Origin of the sequence: Sphaerisporangium melleum, from assembly GCF_014646695.1 — a bacterium.
GTDB classification, from domain to species: Bacteria; Actinomycetota; Actinomycetes; order Streptosporangiales; family Streptosporangiaceae; genus Sphaerisporangium; species Sphaerisporangium melleum.
On the sequence record NZ_BMNT01000003.1, the window covers coordinates 1,506 to 20,876 of the forward strand.

Here is a 19,371-nt window from a genome sequence, read left to right on the forward strand (position 1 = left end):
GACGCGGTCGCGCAGCAGGACGCGGACGGGGTCGCCGCCGCCTTCGTCCACGAGCTGGATCTGCAGATAGCGGAAGAGGGCGAACAGCGCGAACGGCGTGGACAGCATCATCGCCGTCTGACCGTGCTGTGGCCCGAACGGCCCCTCGTCGCGCAGGTACATCAGGCCGGAGACCAGCGAGAGCACCGAGGCGATCTGCAGGAGCCAGTTGGTCAGCTCCATCGAGTAGCCGCTCAGCGCGGGCCGGTGCGCGGCCCCGCCGTCCAGCAGCTCCTGGCGCCGCTTGCCGAGCAGGAGCAGCAGTGACATCGAGAACACGGTGATCAGCAGCCAGGCGGGCACCTGCCCGCCGGTCACCTCATAGCCCTGCACGACGCGCAGCACGAACCCGGCCGCCACCGTGCCCACGTCCACCAGGGGGATGTGCTTGAGGCGGCGGCTGTAGGCGACGTTGAGCGCCAGGTACACCAGGAGCGGCCAGTACGCCGCCGGGGACCGGATGACGATGGCGCCGAGCAGGACCAGCAGGACCCCCGCGAACAGCAGGGCGCAGGGCACCCCCACCCGGCCGCTCGCGATCGGGCGGTGGCGTTTGACGGGATGATGGCGGTCACGGTCCCGGTCGGCGATGTCGTTGCCGATGTAGACGACGGCGGCGGCCAGGATGAACGCGATGGTGGCCGAGATGATCCCGGCCAGTGCGGCGACGCTCCACGGGCGGGTGCCGATGAGTGCCACCGGCACCAGGAGAATCGCCTTGGCGGTGTGCGACGGGCGTATCAGACCGGCGAGGTCGGCGATCAGGTTGCTCCGGGCCTCCGCCGGGCGGTCCGGTGCCGGTTCGGTACGCTGCGGGCTTTCTGGAACGTCCGCCGATTCGACGACGTGCATGCTCTACCCCGGTCGGCTCAGAAGAAGACTTTCGCCAGCGACAGCGCGCCCTGCCGCCAGGCGTCGCGGCTCGTCTGGCCCGCGCCGCGCGCCGAGCCGGCCGCGCGGTGTTCCCGCCACCAGGCGTAGGTACGGAGGATGGCGTCCCGGTTGGACAGTTTCGGCTGGAAGCCGAGCCGTTCCCGGGCCTTGTCGATGCTGACGTAGGAGTCGGCCAGCAGCTTGTGCACCAGGCGTCCGTACACCGGCGACAGCCGGGTGCGTTCCAGCAGCCGCAGCCCGGCGAGGGCCGGGGCCGCGGGGATGGAGACGACGCGCCTGCCGTGGCCGGCCGCGTCCAGCACCGCCTGGAAGTCCTCCCGCAGCGTGCCGAACTCCGCGGCGGCCAGGTTGTAGGTGTCGTTGGCGACGTCCTCGGGCGCCTCGAGGACCGAGACCACGGCGTCCACCAGGTCCTCCACGGCGAACATCTGGATGCGCACGTCGCCGCGGCCGAGGACGGGGAAGCCGCGGCCTTCCTCGGCCCATTCGAAGAGCATCGCGAACAGGCCCATGCGGCCCGGGCCGAGGAAGGTCTTGGGCCGCAGGATCGGCAGGCACATGCCGCCGGCCCGGTACTTGTCGGCCAGTTCCTCGGCTTCGGCCTTGGCCCTGGTGTAGGGGTCGACCGGCTCGCGCGGATGTTCCTCGGGCGTGGGCACCAGCTTGGGCAGCCCGTACACGGCGGTGGAGGAGATGTGCACCAGCCGTGCCACTCCCGCGCGGCGCCCGGCCTCCAGGACCGTGTGGGTGCCGTTGACGATCAGGTCGTGGATCTGCTCGGCCGGGTAGCTCGGCAGCGCGCCCGCGCAGTGCACCACCGCGTCCGCCCCGGCCATGGCGTCGGTCATCAGCGGCAGGTCGCGCACGTCGGCGAGCCGGTGCCGCATGCCGGGGAGCGGCTCGGGCAGCGGGCGCAGATCGACGCCGAGCACGTCGTGGCCTTCCAGCACCAGGCGGCGGGCGAGGTTCCCGCCGAGCATCCCGGCGCTGCCGGTCACTACGATCCGGAGGACCATCGCGATCCCACCTTCTCCCGGACGAACTGGCCGAGCAGCCGCGGCAGGCCCTTGCCCAGCGTCTTGTGCAGACCGTCGAGGAAGTACTCCAGGTCGTCGGGTTCGATGGTGAGGGTCGGCGCGACGACCAGGGGGTTGTCGGCGTTCGGGCTGTAGTACGACACGATGCCGTGCTCGCGGTACAGGTCGGCGATCACCGACAGGGTGATCAGCTTGGTGCGGAACTGCGGGTCGCCGGAGAATCCCGGCGCGAGCTTGCCGGCCAGGTCGAGCACCTTGGGGCCGCCGTTCAGGAACACTCCCCACAGCGACCCGGTGCCGGCCACCTTGCCGACCACGTCGGGGTAGCGCTTCTGGATGTTCTCCAGCCCCGGCCGCAGGATCCGCTCGATCTGCCGCGCCCGCGCGGGGTAGTCGTCCTCGACCACCACGTTGATCGCCTCGATCGCGGTGACGGTCTCCTCGCCGAAGCCGTAGTAGGTCGTACTGTGCAGGATGACGTCGGAGAGCCGGTCGTAGGCCTTGCGGAAGACGGGTTCGCGGGCGGTGTACCCGGAGATCGACGCCTTGCCGCCGCCGAGCGACTTGGAGTAGACGAGGATGTCGGGCAGTAGGTCGGGGTAGCGCATGAAGTAGAACAGGCTGCCGGTCTTGCCCCAGCCGGTGTACACCTCGTCGAAGATCAGCATGATGTCGTCCGCGTCGCAGAGCCGCCGCAGTTCGTACAGATCCTGCTCCGACCAGCAGCGCATGCTGGACGCGCTGTACGGCTCCAGCATGAGCGCGTACACGTCGCACTTCCCGTCCGGGCCGCGGGTGGCGTCGATCGCCGCGCGCACGGCCGCGACGTCGCCGTAGGGGTAGACGACGATGCCCGGCAGCCCCGGGAAGCGGAAGGCGTTCTCCGCCGACCCGGTGAGGCTGCCCGCGCCGAGGGTCTTGCCGTGGAAGCTGATGTTGGAGCGCAGGATCGTGTTGCGCCGCCCGCCGTGGTACTTGTAGGCCATCTTGACGGCGCCCTCGTTGGCCTCGGCGCCGGAGTTCGGGAAGTAGGAGATGTTGAGGTCTCCGGGCAGCAGCGCGGCCACGTTGTGGCTGAGCGCGGCCACGTACGGCGAGAAGAACGCCTTGTGCACCTCCATGCGCCGCCGATCGGCGAACCGGCGGCGCGCCTCCATGATGCGCGGGTGGTTGTGACCGTGGTTGAGGACGCCGACCCCTCCGGTGACGTCGAGGATCTTGCGGCCGTCACGGGTCCAGATCCAGGGGCCCTCGGCGCGGTCGATGAGTTCGCGGCCGAAGCCGAAGGAGGTCATGAGGTTGACCTGGCTACGGCTGACATACCTTTTGTATAGATCTTGGACCTGTTTCACCGAGAGGTTCTCACACTCGTCGATGCCGATCAGCTCAGACACGGCTGCCCTTCCCTTACGTGTTGCGCGAATTCCGCAAGGTGCCGGTCTTCTTCTCGAGGGCTGAGAAGACGGCCGACATGGGCACATACTGGTCAATCGGGCTACACCTGGCACCATACGCATGTGTGTAGGTCAAGCCGCAAGCGCGAAAACAGGGGTAAGGGCGGCGCGAAGCGGGGTGCGGCCTTCAGCGGGCCGGGGAGCCGGCGAGCGTGACCGCGGGGCCGCGGGTCGCGGCCTGGTCACCCGCGGTGACCTCATCGGGGCCGGCGGCCGCTGCCAAGTAGCTGAGCAGCACGCGGCGCATGGCGTGCGCCCGGTCGTCCAGGCTCTCCTCCCGCCGGGCCCGCTCGCGGCCGAACAGGCGCAGCAGGTCGTGCATGCGGTACCGGCCGGGGTCGCCGGCCTCCAGGAGCTGGGCGTCGGCGAGGCGGTCCAGCAGTTCGACGGTCCGCTCGGGCGAACGGTCGGCCGCGGCGGCGGCGATCTCGACGCCGACCTCGGATCCGCCCAGCAGGCTCAGCAGCCGGAATATCCGGGACTCCTCGGCGTCCAGGGCGCGGTAACTCACCATGAAGCAGGCCCGCACGGCCCGGTCGTCGGCCTGCAGCTCCGACAGACGGTGGTCCTCGACGGCCAGACGGCCGGCGAGGGCGCGCAGCGACATGCCCGGCCGGGCGATCAGGCGGGCGGCGGCGATCCTGCTCGCCAGCGGCAGCCCGCCGCACAGCCGCGCGATCGCGCGCGCCGCCCACGGGTCGGCCGCGACACGCCTCTCGCCGATCAGACGGCTCAGCAGCACGTACGTCTCGTCCTCGGCCATGACGCCGAGGCGCAGGTGGGCGACGGCGTCCAGCGAGGTGAGCATCCTGCGGGCGGTGATCAGCACGCAGCAGGTGGGGCTGGCGGGCAGCAGCGGGCGCACCTGTTCGGCGTCCCTGGCGTTGTCGAGCAGGAGCAGCAGGCGCTTGCCCTCGGTCAGCGAGCGGAACCGCGCCGCCGCCTCGTCCACGTCGGCTCCCGCGGGCACGTCGTCGCCGAGGGAGCGCAGCAGGCGGGCGAGGACGTCGGCGGGGTGGAGCGGAAGGACGTTGGGGGTGGAACCGTGCAGGTTAACGTAGAGCCGCCCGTCGGGGAACCGGTCGGCGAACTGATGGGCGACGCGCACGGCGAGCGCCGACTTTCCGATCCCGGCGGCTCCGGCGATCGCGCAGATCATGACCTCGCCGGAGCCGACCGAGGCCATCGCGCGCTGTAGTCGCGCGACCTCGGCGGCCCGTCCGGTGAAGGCGGCCGCGTCGAGGGGCAGCTCGGCCGGGGCGAGGACCCGGCGCACGGTCCGCGCCTGGGGCGGCGCCAGGGCCGGGTCGTCGGCGAGGATCCGCTGGTGCATGCGGACGAGGTCGGGACCGGGGTCGATACCGAGTTCCGAGGCGAGCGTCGCCCGCGCGCCCTGGTACACCGCCAGGGCGTCGGCGCGGCAGCCGCTGCGGTACAGGGCGAGCATGAGCTGGGCGCGCAGCCGCTCGTTCAGCGGGTCCCTGCGGGTCAGCGCCTCCAGGTCGGCGAGCACCTCGGTGTGCCGGCCGAGCGCCAGCCGCGCCTCCAGCGCGGCCTCCACGACGGTCGCGCGCAGGCGCTCCAGCCGCGCCGCCTCGCCGCGCAGCGGAGCGGGCAGGGGCAGCCCTTCCAGGACGGTCTCGGCACGCCACAGGCCGAGGGCGCGGGTCAGCCGTTCCAGTGCCACGTCGTTGCGCCCGTCGGCCAGCGCGCCGCGTCCCTGCTCGGCGAGTTCCTCGAACAGGGTCACGTCGAGCTCGTCCGGGGCGACGTGCAGCACGTAGCCGTTCGTGCCCGCCTCGAGGCGGGAAGGGGAGCCGAGCGCTCTGCGCAGGGCGGAGATGTAGGTGTAGAGGTTGGCCTCGGCGGTCGCGGGAGCGCTCTCTCCCCACAGCCAGTCGAGCATCCGCCGGCTGGAGACCGCCTTGCCCGCGTTCAGCAGCAGAGCCGCGAGCAGCACTCTCTGTTTGCGCCGGCCCAGCGGGACCGGCTGCCCCTGGGGGGCCCGGACCTCGATCGGCCCGAGGATCTTGAAGTCCATCCGTATCACCCTGCAGTGCACGCCTTCACCGACGGAACCACGCAAATGCCCATAAATCCGGAATAACCGACTCACGATCGACGCCTCATGATCGCGGAGGGCGACTGCGAGCGGTACTTCCCGGAAAGGAAGAAGAAGATTACGCGCGACCCGATGTCCGGATTCACACATCCGTGATCGCGGCGGTGGTCATTATGGACGGTGGTAAGGCCTTCGCCGGGATACGAAGAAAACTTTTCATGCTCCGCGAACCCACGAAGGTCGTCCCCAACTGAAAGTTTCACGGCCGAAGCAGAATCAATCCACTGGAACGCTCCCTCGTCCCGTTTCCCGAACCTCGCCGGTCTCCGAATGGGCGGCGGCACGCGGCTTCTCTCCTCCCCGGGCGGGCGCCCGGGAGAGCGGACGATCAGGGCGTACCGGTGAGACGGGGCACCGCGTCGACGAGAGCGCGGGTGTAGGGATGCCGGGGACGCAGGAAGACCTCGTCCACGTCGCCCTCCTCGACCACCCGCCCCTCCCGCGCCCGCCGCACCCGCTCGTCGTCGAACGGAGGGTGTGACCGCGGGCGCCGCGCCGCCCTTCTCCTCCTGGCCGCCGCCGCACGCGGTCAGCACCAGGGCGAGGGCGAAGGCGAGCGCGGGGGCGATCTTCGCGGGTCTCACCGGTGCGCCTCCCTGGTCCCGGCGGTCACGCCCGCCTCCCGCCACGCCGTGGCGAGCAGCTCGAAGGAGCGCACCCGGTCGGCGTGGTCGTGGGTGATGGTGGTGACGAGCAGTTCGTCGGCTCCGGTGACCCGCTGGAGGACGCGCAGGCGCTCGACGACGGTCGCGGGCGAGCCGGCGAACTGGGTGTCGACCCGGTCGGCGACCAGCTCGCGATCCGCGTCGGTCCATTCGTGCGCGTCGGCGTCGGCGATGGTGGGGTACGGGATCGCGCCCTGGCCGCTGCGGATGGCGCGCACCCACAGCGCGTACGGCTTGGCCAGCTCCCTGGCCGTGGCGTCGTCCTCGGCGACGACCACGTCGGCGGACACCACGACGTACGGCGCGGCCAGCACCGCCGAGGGTTTGAAGGATGCGCGGTAGGCCTCGACGGCCTCCAGGACGGCGGACGGGCTGACGTGGTAGTTCGCCGCGAACGGCAGCCCGCGCTCGCCCGCGACCTGGGCGCTCTGCCCGCCGCTGCTGCCGAGCACCCACAGCTCCAGTCGCGCGCCCTCACCGGGGACGGCGTGCAGGGCGTACCCGTCGGGGGTGCGGTAGGTGCCGGCCAGGAAGGCGCCGATGTCGTCCACCTGCTCGGCGAAGTCGGGGGTGAGCGCCCCCGGCTGCTGCAGCAGGGCCGCCTGCGCGGCGAGGTGCGGCGAGCGGGCGAGCTCGGCGTAGGAGAACGGCGGTGGGATCAGCAGCCCGTCCACCACCGTCGCCCGAGCCGGTTCGGCGGGGGCCGGGGGCCGCGCGGGAGAGGGCCGGGTTGGCTCGGCGGCGAGTTCGGCGCGGCGCTGCCCGGAGCGGCCGAGGCCGAGGTCGACGCGGCCGGGGTGCAGCGCGTCGATGAGGCCGAACTGCTCGACCACGGCGATCGGGGTCTGGTGGCCGAGCTGGACGGCGCCGGAGCCGACTCTGATCGTCTCGGTGGCGGCGGCGATCAGGCCGATGAGCACCGCGGGCGCCGAGCCGGCCACTCCGGTGGCGAAGTGGTGTTCGGCCACCCAGTAGCGGTGGTAGCCGAACTCCTCCGCGCGCCTGGCGAGGTCGATGGTGTTGCGCAGCGCGTCGCCCGCACCGCCGCCGGACGGGATCGGGGCCAGGTCGAGGATGGACAGCGGGACGGCGGGGGAAGAGGGAACGGTCAAGACTGCCCTTTCGCGAACGGCCGGCTGGGGAGTTCGGGGGTGATGGCGAGGAACTTCACCGGGCACCGGCCTTCTCGTAGCGGTTCGCCGGACGGGGCAGGCCGAGCAGCCCGCGCAGGGTCGCGGCCTCGTACGCCTCGCGGAACGCGCTGCGCCGGCGCAGCGCGGCCGTCAGCTCCCGGGTGATCAGCTCCAGGTCGTACGGCAGCGCGCCGGGCCGCAGCCGGAAGCCTTCGACCCCGGCCTCTCGCCAGTCGAGCAGCACCTCTGCCAGTTCCGCGGCCGTTCCGGTGAACACCGCGGCGTCGGAGGTGGGCACGGCGCCGTGCAGATCGTCCAGGCGCGCCTTGCGCTCGGCGGCCTCCGCCGCCGATCCGCCGAGGAACACGACGAGGTCGGCGAAGATCCGCAGCGGCTCCCCCGTCCGCGGGATCCCGGCGATCTCCGCCACGATCGCGGCGGCCTCGGCCCGGTCGTGCGGGGTGACGAACACGACGTCGGCGCCGCGCGCGGCGAACTCGTAGGCCGGGCGCGCGTGCGCCAGCGCCGCGACGACCGGCTGCCCCTGCGGCGGCCGTGGGGTGATGGAGGGGCCCTTGACCGAGAACCAGCGTCCCTGGAAGTCGATGTAGTGCAGCTTGTCGCGGTCGACGAACCTTCCGGTCGCCACGTCGCGGATCTCGGCGTCGTCGGCCCAGCTGTCCCACAGGCGGCGGGCCACCTCGACGGCGTCGCCCGCCTCGGTCAGCAGGTCGAGCAGCAGAGGTTCGGCGGAGTTCGCCGGGTCCAGCGGCGGCAGCTCCCGGCGGCCGAAGTGCGCGGCCTCGCTGCGCCGGTAGGAGACCTGCGGGCGCCAACCGGCCCGCCCCCGGCTCACGTGGTCGAGGGTGGCGATGCCGACCGCGACATGGAACGGCTCGGTGTGGGTGGTGGTCGCGGTCGGGATCAGCCCGATGCGGGTGGTGAGCGGCGAGCAGCACCGCGTCGAAGAACGCGGTCGCGGTCTGCGGGCTCACCTGGAGCCGGCGGATCTCGGCGGCGTTCTCGGCGGCCTCGGCGTCGGTGTCGCCCAGGGCGTAGGTCGCGGCCGGCATGATCTTCAGGTCGTCGTGGGCGCGCCCGTAGCGGGCCAGCCGTCCTTTGACGTCGGCGTAGAACGCGCGGCCGTCCTCCAGGGTGCCGTGCCTGCTGAAGATCACGTCCGCCGTGCGGGCGGCGAACTCGCGGCCCTCGTCGGAGTCGCCCGCCTGGATGATCACCGGGTGCCCCTGCGGCGGGCGCGGCACGTTGAAGCGACCTCGGATGGTGAAGTGACGCCCCGCGTGCTGCACCTCGCGCACGGCGGCGGGCCGGGCGAACACGCCGGCCTCCTGGTCGCCCTGCACCGCGTCGGCCTCCCAGGAGTCCCACAGTTTGCGGGCGAGCCGGACGAACTCGGCCGCGCGCGTGTAACGGTCGGCCCGGTCCAGGTAGCCGCCCCGGCGGAAGTTCTCCCCGGTGAAGGCGTCGGAGGTGGTGACCACGTTCCAGGCGGCGCGCCCCGCGCTGAGGTGGTCCAGGGTGGCCAGCCGCCGGGCCACCCTCACAAACAGTAGGAAATAGGGGGTTTGCTGTCAACGACCTTCCCGCGCCGATGCGGCATCCCGCTCGATCAGCGTGCGGGCGTGCGGGGGACCCTGGCTCGGACGGGCATGGCGGCACCGGCCGACAGCGGCGCCGGCGAGGGGCGGACGTCACGGCGGCATGTGCGTCATGACCAGGACATCACCGTGGCGTGGATGTCATGGCGGGAACGCCACGACGGCGCGACGGGACGACGGGACGAAGCGAACGAACGGCGCGGGACACGCGGCGGCACGGGCGAGCGGCGCGCGGCGGCGGAGAGGGCACGGGAGCTCGGGCGAACGGCGCGGGCGGCGCGGACACGCTGCGCGATGGGCGCGCGAGAGGACGGCGCGGCGGTGTGAGCGAGCGAGGGCGCGGAGAGGATCGGGGCGGGGCGGGGCGGGATGACCGGAGGGGTTCCGGGAGCGGTCCGTGCCGTACGCGGGCGGACCGCTCCCGGGATCAGGTCACTTGCCGAAGCCCGCGGTGAGGCCCGCGAGGAGCTGACGGCGGCCGACCGCGTACATCACGAGGATCGGCAGAGTGGTGAGCACGACGGACGCCAGGACCGCCGGCACGTTCACGCTGTACTGCCCCTGGAAGGTCGCCAGGGCCAGCGGCAGCGTCCGCTGGGTCGGGGCCTGGGTCAGGACCAGCGGCAGCAGGAAGCCGTTCCAGATCATCAGTGCGTTGTAGATCGACACGGTCACCACGGCGGGCCGGGTGAGCGGGAAGGCCAGGCGCCAGAGCACCATCCAGGTGCCGGCCCCGTCCATGTGCATGGACTCGAACAGTTCCTTGGGCACGTCCCTGATGAAGTTGGCCAGCACCAGCACCGACAGCGGGATGGCGAAGGCGATCGACGGCAGGATGATCGCCAGCAGCGTGTCGTACAGGTGCAGCCGGATGATGATCAGGTAGACCGGGATGATCGTCGCCTGGAGCGGGATGGCCAGCCCCATGAGGAACAGCGAGTTCACCCCGCGCAGGAACCGCCCGGCGCGGTTGCGGACGATGGCGAAGGCCGCCATGAACGAGACGGCCACCGCCGGGATCACGGCGCCCACGGACACCACGGCGCTGTTGAAGAAGTAGCGGATGAAGTCCGACTCGATGACCAGCCGGTAGTTGTCCAGCGTCGGCTCGGTCGGCGGCGCGAACGGGTTGGACGCGTAGTAGCTGGACTGGACCTTGAAGCTCGTGATGACGATCCAGTAGATCGGGATGATCACGATCGCCAGCCACACCACGCTGCCGACCCCCGCGAGCCAGTTGGGGCGCCGGCTCTTGCCACGGGGGCCGGGGCCCCGGTGCGCCTGGCGGGCGGCCGCCGGCTCGGAGGCGGTCTTGGTGACGATGGCCCCCATGTCAGGCCCCCTCGAGCTGGCTGGTGCTGTTACTGCCTCCGCCGATCCGCCGCAGCAGCAACGCGAGCAGGAGGCCGACTCCGACGAGGATGACGGCGATCACACTGGCCGGACCCATCAGGCTGGCCTGGAACCCCCGCTTGTACATGTCCACGGCGAGTACGCGCGTCGCGTCGGCGGGACCGCCGGCGGTGAGCACCCAGATCAGGTCGAAGAAGGTCAGCGACCCCACCACCATGAGCGTGGACGAGGTGATGATCGTGTACTTCAGCTGGGGCAGGGTGATGCTGAAGAACTTGCGGACCCGCCCGGCGCCGTCCAGTTCCGCCGCCTCGTACATCGACTGCGGGATCTGCCGCACTCCGCCCTGGTAGAGCAGGGTGTGGAAGGGGATGTACTGCCAGGACACCACGAAGATCACGGTGCCGAACGCGAGCGGCCCGTTACCCAGCCAGTCCTGGCTGAGCAGCGGGATGCCGAGACCGGCGCCGAGACCGAAGTTCGGGTCGAGCAGTGCCTTGAAGGTGACCGCGATGGCCGCCGAGCTGAGCAGCAGCGGGATGAAGTAGACCACCGCCAGCACACCCCGGTAGCGCTGCGCACCGGCCAGGAACACCCCGAGCAGGATGCTCAGCGGCGTCTGGAACAGCCACGAGACGGCCATCACCAGGAAGGTGATCCACAGCGCGTGCGGCAGGCCGGGGTCGGCGAGCACGGCCTGCCAGCTGGTCAGACCGGAGGGGATGATCTGCCCGAGGCCGTCCCAGGTGGTGAAGCTCAGCAGCAAGACTCCGACCAGCGGGATCACCCCGAAGCCGACGAAGACCAGCAGCGCCGGCGCGGCGAGCCATGGCAGGGCGCGGTCACCGCCCCGCCGGGGAGAGGTCCCCGGCGAGGCAGAGGTCGCGAGAGCGCTCACTGGCCGATGACCGCGTTCATGTTGGTCGCGAACTGCTGGGGCGAGACCGAGAGCTGGAACAGCTTGGAGATGTTGTCCAGCAGGACCTCCGCCGCCGCCGGGCTGAGCGCCTGGTCCCACGACTGGCCGAAGAACTTGGCGTTGCTGGCGATGCCGTAGACGAACTTCAGCCAGTCGGCGTCCTTGGAGGCGGCGAACAGGCCCTCGGTGCCGTTGACGATCGGCACGCTGCCGCCGGCGATCCACTCCTTGGCCGCGGCCTCGGTGTTCACGCCGGTGGTGAAGAACTTCTTGGCGATCTCCTTCTGCTCCGGGGTCGCCTGGGAGTAGATGGACAGGTACTGCGCGGGGTTGCCGACGGTGTTGCCCGGGTCGCCCTTGCCGCCGTCGACCACCGGGAAGTTCATGTACCCGAGGCCGCCGCTGGAGACGAAGTCGCCGCCGTCGTTGTTCTGGATGCCGTACGACCAGCTGCCGTGCAGCATCATCGCGGCCTTGCCGGTGTACAGCAGCGCCTGGTCGGCGTTGGAGTCGGCGGTGATCGAGGAGAAGCCCTTGATGAACCCGTCGGCCTTGATGAGCTCCTGCATCTTGGTCAGCGCGTCGATCGCCGCCGGGTTGTTCCAGGCGTCCTTCTCGCCGTCGAAGATGGCCTGGAATACCTCGGGGCCGCCGATGCGGTCGAAGAGGAACTCCAGCCACATCATGTTGGTCCAGCGCGACTGACCGCCGAGGGAGAACGGCGCGATGCCCTTGGCGTTGAACTTGGGCACCAGGTCCATGATGTCGCCCCAGGACTCCGGGGGCTTGACGCCGACCTGCTCGAAGACCTTCTTGTTGTAGTACAGGACGATCGGCTGCACGCGCTCGATGGGCAGCGCGTAGATCTTCCCGTCGATGGTGCCGGCACCGAACGCCGAGGGGAACAGGCGCTCCTTGATCGCGGGGTTCTGCTCGAAGAAGGGGGTGAGGTCGTCCACCTGGCCGGCCTTCACGTAGCTGCGCAGAGTGCCGCCGCCCCAGCCGAAGACGAGCGTGGGCGCCGTGCCGGCGCCGATCGACGTCTTGATCTTGGTCTTGTAGGCGTCGTTCTGGATCGACGTGCCCTCGATCTGGCTGTTCGGGTTGGCCTTGTTGAAGGCGTCGATGGTGTTCTTGCGGACGGCCTCGTCCGGCTGCCCGGACAGGTACCAGTAGGTCGCCTTCGCGCCGCTGCCGCCGCCACTGCCGCCGGCGCTGCTCCCGCTGCTCGTACCCGGTCCCGAGCTACCGCAGGCGGCGAGCGCGGCCCCGAGCGGCAGCCCCAGGCCGAGGCCGAGGAAGGTGCGACGGGTGGTTGTCCTGGGCTCCACGCTGATCTCCGTACTCCAAGGCCGCGGGCCGGCCGCGGCTCGTCCTCGTCGAAGCGGTGGCCGGCGGGCCTGATCGGCATCTTGCGATGCCGCTCGCCCACTCCCCTGGGTCGGCTCGCCGAAATGTTTCGATACACGTGCGTCATTACCGCTGGGCACGCAATCTAAATTTCGGCGGTATGACTGTCAAGACCCCCTTTAGGGCTTGTAAGGCAATCGCCGCAGTTGAGCAGGCATGGGGGCCAATGTCGGCTTTACCGATCCGATACGCAGTGGACACTCGGAGACCCCGCCAGAGGACCCCGGCGGCCCGGCCTTGTGGCACGAAACATTTCGGCATCATCCGCGCGTCAAGGTTTCGGCCACCGGTACCGGCGCCGCGAGCGCTCGCGGAGGCGGGCAGCGGGTTCAGGCCCGCGCCCGGCCGTCCTTCCAGACCCGGGCGACGATCGGGACGCCGGGGCGGTAGGACAGGTGGACGTGCGAGGGCGCGTCCAGCATGACGATATCGGCACGGGCGCCGGGCGACAGGCGTCCCACGTCCGTCCGGCGCAGGGCGCGGGCCCCGCCCATGGTGGCCGCCCACACCGCCTCACCGGGGGTCATGCGCATCTCGCGTACGGCGAGGGCGACGCAGAACGGGATGCTGGTGGTGTAGCTCGACCCCGGGTTGCAGTCGGCGGCCAGCGCCACCGTGGCCCCGGCGTCCAGCAGGCGGCGCGCGTCCGGGTACGGCGAGCGGGTGGAGAACTCCGCGCCGGGCAGCAGCGTGGCCACCGTGCCGCCGCCCGCCAGCGCCTCGACGTCGGCGTCGGTGAGATGGGTCAGGTGGTCGGCCGAGGCCGCGCCGAGCTCGACGGCGACTGCCACCCCGGGGCCCGGCTGGAGCTGCCCGGCGTGCACCCGCGGCACCAGGCCCCGTTCCTTCCCCGCGGCCAGGATCATCCGGGTCTGGTCGCCGTCGAAGGCTCCTCGATCGCAGAACACGTCGATCCAGCGGGCGTGCGGAGCGCACGCGTCGAGCATCGGCCCGGCCACCAGCGCGGCGTAGCCGTCCGGATCGGCGGCGTACTCCGGCGGCACGACGTGCGCGCCGAGGAAGGTCGTCTCGGCGGTGTGCTCTGCGGCGACGCGCAGGCTCCGCGCCTCGTCCTCGACTGTGAGACCGTACCCGGACTTGCACTCGATCGTGGTGGTGCCCGAGCGCAGCGCCTCGGCGACCAGGCGGCGGACGCCTGCGCGCAGCGTGTCGTCACCGGCCGCCCGGGTGGCGGCGACCGTGGTGCGGATGCCGCCCGCGGTGTACGGACGGCCGGACATGCGGGCCTCGAACTCGGCGGCCCGGTCCCCGGCGAAGACCAGGTGGGCGTGACTGTCGACGAAGCCGGGGATGACCGCGCGGCCCTCGGCGTCGAACCGTTCCCGCGCGGCCCCCTCGGGGACGCGCGACCGCGGGCCGGCCCACACGACGCGGCCGTCCTCGACGACGAGCGCGGCGTCCGCCACCAGCCCGAGCGGGCCCTCGCCGAGCGCGGGATCGTTGGTGACCAGCGACCCGATGCCGTCGATCAGCAGCGACCCCGTCCCCGCGTCCGTCATCCCCATCTCCTCCACCCGGCCGCTCGCTTCACGCCCATCCTCTTCATCGTGACCTGTCTCGCCGCGCCGTCAGGTCACGGCCGTGATCGCCGCGGTGAGGGCGGCGGGGACGTCCCGCACCAGCAGGTGGCGGCCCTCGCTCACCACGCGGCGGCCGGCGACGACCACCTCGCGCACGTCGGCGGCCGTGGCGGCGAACACGACCGCCTCCACCAGGGCGTCCGCCGACCAGCCGGCCGTGCGCACGGTGTCCAGGGCGACCGTGACGAAGTCGGCGGGCGCGCCGGCCTCGATGCGCCCCGCCGCCGGCCGGCCCAGCGAGGCGTGCCCGCCGGCGGTGGCGGCGCGCAGCAGCTCGGCCGCGCGCCAGTGCCCCCGGTGCCGGGTGGCCAGCCGCTCGTCCAGCTCCACCGCCCGCGCCTCCTCCAGCAGGTCCAGGACGGCGTTGCTGTCGCTGCCCAGCGACAGCGGGGAGCCGGCGTCCGCGAGCGCGCGGGCCGGGCCGATGCCGTCGGCGAGGTCGCGCTCGGTGGTCGGGCACATGCACACGCCGGTGCCGGAGCCGCCGAGCAGCGCGATGTCGCCGGGGGTGAGGTGGGTGGCGTGCACCGCCGTGGCGCGCGGGCCAAGGACGCCGCTTCCGGCCAGCAGCTCCGCCGGAGTGCGGCCGTGCGCCGACCGGCACGCCTCGTTCTCGGCGACCTGCTCGGACAGGTGGACGTGCAGCGGCGCACCCCGCTCGTCCGCCCAGCCGGCCACCACTCGCATGGCGTCGGGCGGCACGGCCCGCACCGAGTGGACGGCCGCCCCGATCACGGCGTGCCCGTCCGCCGGCAGGGCCGAGACCCGGCCGGCCCAGGCGTCGGCGTCGCGGTCACCGAACCTGAGCTGAGGCCCCTCCAGCGGCGAGTCGAAGCCGCCGCGCAGATAGCAGGTGTCGAGCAGCGTGATGCGGACCCCCGCCTCGGCCGCGGCGGCGACCAGCGCCTCCCCCATCGCGTTGGGTGAGGCGTAGGGCCGTCCGCCGACGTCGTGGTGCAGGTAGTGGAACTCGCCGACGCAGGTGACACCGGCCAGCGCCATCTCGGCGTACACGGCCCTGGCCAGGGCGTGGTAGGTGTCCGGGGTGAGCCGGGCGGCGACGCGGTACATCTGCTCGCGCCAGGTCCAGAACGTGCCGCGCTCGCGCTGGGTGCGCCCGCGCAGGGCCCGGTGGAAGGCGTGCGAATGGGCGTTGGCGAACCCCGGCACGGTCACGCCGCGCAGCCGGACGGCCCCGGGCGGCGGCGTGGCCACCCCTTCGCGCACCGCGGCGATCCGCTCCCCCGCCACCTCGATCACCACGCCGGCGGCCGCGCCGTCCCCGCCCAGCCAGGCGTACTCGGCGTGGAAGACCGTCACCGCCCCGCCCGGACCCGCCATCGCCGGCCCGCCCTGGCCTCTCGCTCCCGGCTCGCCGGCACCCGGCGCTCCCGGACCGCGCAGAGCCGCCGCTCTCGGCCCACCAGGACCCTGCGATCCCGCCTGGCCCGGGCCCACGTCCGCCTGCCCGCCCCGGCCCGTCACGCTCACCGCGCCAGGGCCGCGCGTACGGCCCGGATCCGAGCCGCCGGTGGCCGTGGTCACCGGCATGCCAGGTCCGCGAGGACGGCGGCGAGCGCGCGGACGCCGGCCAGGCAGTCGCCGGGCTCGGCGTGCTCGGCCGGGCTGTGGCTGACGCCGCTGGGGTTGCGGACGAACAGCATGGCGGCCGGCACGTGCGCCGACAGGATGCCCGCGTCGTGGCCCGCCCCGGTGGGCAGCGCCGGGACGCCGCCGAGGACGCCGGCCAGGCGGTCGCGCAGCCCGGTGCCGAACTCCACCACCGGCGTCCAGGACTCCTCCGTCACCTCGGCGCGCACGCCGTGCCCGGCGGCGGCGTCCTCGGCGGCCCGGGTGACCTCGGCCACCAGGGCGCGGACGGTCGCGGCGTCCGGAGCGCGGGCGTCGAGCCAGGCGTCCACCCGGGAGGCGATCGCGTTGGTGCCGTTGGGATCGACGCCGACCTTGCCGAAGGTGGCCAGCGCGCCGAGCCGCCGCGCGGACTCGCGGGCGGCCAGCACGGTCGCGGCGAACGGCGGCATCGGGTCGTGCCGGTCGGAAAGGCGGGTGGTGCCGGCGTGGTCGGCCCGCCCGTGGAAGGTGCAGCGCCACCGGCCGTGCGGCCAGATCGCGCTCGCCACGCCGATCGGCGCGTCCAGGTCCACCAGGGCGCGGCCCTGCTCGACGTGCAGCTCGACGAAGGCGCCGATGCGGCCGAGGGCCTGTTCGTCGCGGCCCAGCGCCGCGGGGTCGGCGCCGGCGGCGCGCATGGCCTCGGCGAGCGTCACTCCGTCGGCGTCGCGTAGCGCGCGGGCGTCCTCCGGGGCCAGGACGCCGGTCAGCAGGCGGCTGCCGACGCAGGCGACGCCGAACCGGGCGCCCTCCTCGTCGCTGAAGTCGACCACGGCGACGGGACGCTCCGGGACGACGCCGCGTTCGCGCAGCAGGTCGATGGCGAGGAACGCCGAGACCACGCCGAGCGGGCCGTCGAAGGCGCCGCCGCCGGGCACGCTGTCCAGGTGACTGCCGGTGACCACGGCATCCGGGCCGGGAGTGCCCCACCAGGCCCATTCGTTGCCGTTGCGGTCGCGTTCCCAGGTCATCCCACGCGCCTCGGCCTGCGCGCGGAACCATGCCCGCAGCTCCAGGTCGACGGCGGTCCAGGCGAACCGCCGGTACCCGCGCGCCCCGCCGTCCCCGATGGCGGCCAGCTCGTCCCACATCCGCGCGAACCGGCCCGCCGCCTGGTCGTCTTGCCCGCCCGCCACCGGGTCCTCCATGATGCCGGGCACCAGGTCGTTCAGGACAGCGCTCCGGTCGCCTTGAGCGGCATGCCCTGAAGCATCCTGACCGGCCCTGTCGTCCCGGCCGGCATGCCGCGGGTCGTCCCCGGAGATACCTGCCCTGCCGTCCTGCGCGACAGGCCGGCGGGCGTCCTGAACGGCACGCGCGCCCTGAGCCGCATCCGCGCTGCCGCCCCGAGCGGCGGGCCGCAGGTCACCCGGGGCGGCGGACTCCGCGCCGCGGTGCCGGGGGCCGGTCATCGCTGATCGGCCATGGGGATGGGGACGCCGCGCTCGGCCGCGACCTCGGCGGCGCGGTCGTAGCCGGCGTCGACGTGCCGGATGACGCCCATGCCCGGGTCGTTGGTCAGCACCCGCTCCAGCTTCTGGGCGGCGAGGGGGGTGCCGTCGGCGACCGCGACCTGCCCGGCGTGGATGGAGCGGCCGATGCCGACGCCGCCGCCGTGGTGGATCGACACCCAGGACGCGCCGGAGGCGACGTTGACCATGGCGTTGAGCAGCGGCCAGTCGGCGATCGCGTCCGAGCCGTCGAGCATGCCCTCGGTCTCGCGGTACGGCGAGGCCACCGACCCGGCGTCCAGGTGGTCGCGGCCGATCACCACCGGGGCCCGCAGCTCGCCGGAGGCGACCATCTCGTTGAAGCGCAGCCCCGCCTTGTCGCGTTCTCCGTACCCCAGCCAGCAGATGCGGGCGGGCAGCCCCTGGAAGGCGACCCGCTCGCCGGCCAGCCTGATCCAGCGGGCCAGCGACTCGTTCTCCGGGAACAGCTCCAGGATCGCCCGGTCGGTGGCCGCGATGTCGCGCGGGTCGCCCGACAGCGCCGCCCAGCGGAACGGGCCCTTGCCCTCGCAGAACAGCGGCCGGATGTAGGCGGGCACGAACCCCGGGAAGTCGAAGGCCCGCGCGTACCCCGCGAGCCTGGCCTCGCCGCGGATGGAGTTGCCGTAGTCGAACACCTCGGCGCCGGCGTCCATGAAGCCGACCATCGCCTCGACGTGCCGGGCCATCGACTCGCGGGCCCGCGCCGTGAAGGCCGCCGGGTCCTTGGCCGCCTGCTCGCGCATGTCCTCGAACGCCACGCCGAGCGGCAGGTAGGACAGCGGGTCGTGCGCGGAGGTCTGGTCGGTCACGATGTCGATCGGCGCGTCCATGGCGAGCAGCTCGGGCAGCATCTCGGCGGCGTTGCCGAGCACGCCGATCGACAGCGGCCGGCGGGCGTCGCGCGCCTCGACGGCCAGGCGCAGCGCCTCGGACAGGTCGGCCGCCTGGACGTCCAGGTAGCGGTGCTCGATGCGCCGGGCGATGCGGGAGGGGTCGCAGTCGATACAGATCGCGACGCCGCCGTTCATGGTCACCGCGAGCGGCTGCGCGCCGCCCATGCCGCCGAGCCCGGCGGTGAGCGTGATCGTCCCGGCGAGGGTGCCGCCGAAGCGCTTGGCGGCCACGGCGGCGAAGGTCTCGTAGGTGCCCTGCAGGATGCCCTGCGTGCCGATGTAGATCCAGGAGCCGGCCGTCATCTGGCCGTACATGGTCAGGCCCATGGCCTCGAGCCGGCGGAACTCCTCCCAGTTCGCCCAGTCGCCCACCAGGTTGGAGTTGGCCAGCAGCACGCGCGGCGCCCACTCGTGGGTGCGCATGACCCCGACCGGGCGCCCCGACTGCACCAGCAGCGTCTCGTCCTGCGCCAGCCCCTGCAGTGTGCGGGCGATGGCGTCGAAGGACGGCCAGTCGCGTGCCGCCTTGCCGGTGCCGCCGTACACGACGAGCTGCTCGGGGTGCTCGGCGACCTCCGGGTCGAGGTTGTTGTGCAGCATCCGGTACGCGGCCTCCTGCTGCCACCCCCGGCACGACAGATCGGTGCCGCGCGGGGAGCGGATCACCCGCCTCGCCTGCTCGCTCATCCCTGGCTCATCTCCTCGCTCGCGCCATCTCGCCGTCTTCTCCTGCCCCTCGGGTTCCCGTCCCCGGGTTTACCGTCCCAGGGTCCCTCCCCGGGGTTCCGTTTCCGGGGTTTCCCGTGCACCGGGTGCCCGTGAACCCGGCTCCGGTCCCTTGCCGGCTCTCGCGTGCCGGGCTCTCACCGGTGCCGGGTCATCAGTACCGGCTGCTCGTCGGTACCAGGTGCTCGTCGGTACCGACTGCTCATCGGAGCCGGGTGCTTGTCCGTACCAGGTGCTCGCCGGTACTGGGTGTGCTCTTGGTCTCGCCGCGTATCGCGTTCGCCCCGGCCCCGCCCCGGCACGGGCCCCACCCGGGCCCGCGCCTGGCCGGGCCGCGTCAGCCGGGTAAGAACAGGCGGCGTTCGGCGGCGGTGTTCTCGA

Annotated in this window: 14 protein-coding genes and 1 pseudogene; all 15 read right to left on the reverse strand. The window is 72.6% G+C overall.

The window, feature by feature from the left end:
• A partial coding sequence (locus IEY93_RS03075; protein ID WP_189161403.1) for a UbiA prenyltransferase family protein occupies positions 1-891 on the reverse strand: 891 nt, incomplete at its 3' end.
• A 17-nt stretch (positions 892-908) separates the two neighbouring features.
• On the reverse strand, positions 909-1,949 hold the full coding sequence (locus IEY93_RS03080; RefSeq protein WP_189161404.1) for an NAD-dependent epimerase/dehydratase family protein: 1,041 nt from the start codon (positions 1,947-1,949) through the stop codon (positions 909-911).
• Positions 1,931-3,364 (reverse strand): aspartate aminotransferase family protein, encoded by a 1,434-nt coding sequence (locus IEY93_RS03085; protein ID WP_189161405.1) that lies wholly within the window; start codon positions 3,362-3,364, stop codon positions 1,931-1,933. The genes IEY93_RS03080 and IEY93_RS03085 overlap by 19 nt, the downstream gene beginning before the upstream one ends.
• 187 nt (positions 3,365-3,551) lie before the next feature.
• Positions 3,552-5,465, reverse strand: a complete 1,914-nt coding sequence (locus tag IEY93_RS03090) for an AfsR/SARP family transcriptional regulator (RefSeq protein ID WP_189161406.1) — start codon at positions 5,463-5,465, stop codon at positions 3,552-3,554.
• A 409-nt stretch (positions 5,466-5,874) separates the two neighbouring features.
• Positions 5,875-6,000 carry an ABC transporter ATP-binding protein gene (locus IEY93_RS03095; RefSeq protein WP_189161407.1) on the reverse strand — a complete coding sequence of 42 codons (126 nt, stop codon included), beginning with the start codon at positions 5,998-6,000 and terminating at the stop codon, positions 5,875-5,877.
• Between the two features lie 126 nt (positions 6,001-6,126).
• Positions 6,127-7,323, reverse strand: a complete 1,197-nt coding sequence (locus IEY93_RS03100) for an LLM class flavin-dependent oxidoreductase (RefSeq protein WP_189161408.1) — start codon at positions 7,321-7,323, stop codon at positions 6,127-6,129.
• Between the two features lie 55 nt (positions 7,324-7,378).
• Positions 7,379-8,278 (reverse strand): LLM class flavin-dependent oxidoreductase, encoded by a 900-nt coding sequence (locus tag IEY93_RS37765; RefSeq protein WP_308425731.1) that lies wholly within the window; start codon positions 8,276-8,278, stop codon positions 7,379-7,381.
• A gap of 73 nt (positions 8,279-8,351) precedes the next feature.
• A pseudogene (locus tag IEY93_RS37770) lies at positions 8,352-8,909 on the reverse strand (LLM class flavin-dependent oxidoreductase); the annotation flags it as partial.
• A 486-nt stretch (positions 8,910-9,395) separates the two neighbouring features.
• Complete coding sequence (locus IEY93_RS03110; protein WP_189161409.1) at positions 9,396-10,295, reverse strand: carbohydrate ABC transporter permease; 900 nt, start codon at positions 10,293-10,295, stop codon at positions 9,396-9,398.
• A gap of 1 nt (position 10,296) precedes the next feature.
• Positions 10,297-11,214, reverse strand: a complete 918-nt coding sequence (locus IEY93_RS03115) for a carbohydrate ABC transporter permease (RefSeq protein ID WP_189161410.1) — start codon at positions 11,212-11,214, stop codon at positions 10,297-10,299.
• Complete coding sequence (locus IEY93_RS03120) at positions 11,211-12,566, reverse strand: extracellular solute-binding protein (RefSeq protein WP_189161411.1); 1,356 nt, start codon at positions 12,564-12,566, stop codon at positions 11,211-11,213. Before IEY93_RS03120 ends, IEY93_RS03115 begins: the two co-directional genes overlap by 4 nt.
• A gap of 408 nt (positions 12,567-12,974) precedes the next feature.
• The gene (gene hutI, locus IEY93_RS03125) at positions 12,975-14,165 is read right to left on the reverse strand and encodes an imidazolonepropionase (RefSeq protein ID WP_189161412.1); all 1,191 of its coding nucleotides are present in this window, start codon (positions 14,163-14,165) and stop codon (positions 12,975-12,977) included.
• 69 nt (positions 14,166-14,234) lie between these two features.
• Complete coding sequence (locus tag IEY93_RS03130) at positions 14,235-15,587, reverse strand: formimidoylglutamate deiminase (RefSeq protein WP_189161413.1); 1,353 nt, start codon at positions 15,585-15,587, stop codon at positions 14,235-14,237.
• A 200-nt stretch (positions 15,588-15,787) separates the two neighbouring features.
• On the reverse strand, positions 15,788-17,026 hold the full coding sequence (locus tag IEY93_RS03135; RefSeq protein WP_203967951.1) for an allantoate amidohydrolase: 1,239 nt from the start codon (positions 17,024-17,026) through the stop codon (positions 15,788-15,790).
• A 260-nt stretch (positions 17,027-17,286) separates the two neighbouring features.
• Positions 17,287-18,951, reverse strand: coding sequence for a urocanate hydratase (hutU, locus tag IEY93_RS03140; RefSeq protein WP_189161414.1), 1,665 nt, complete (start codon positions 18,949-18,951; stop codon positions 17,287-17,289).
• Positions 18,952-19,371: the final 420 nt, after the last annotated feature.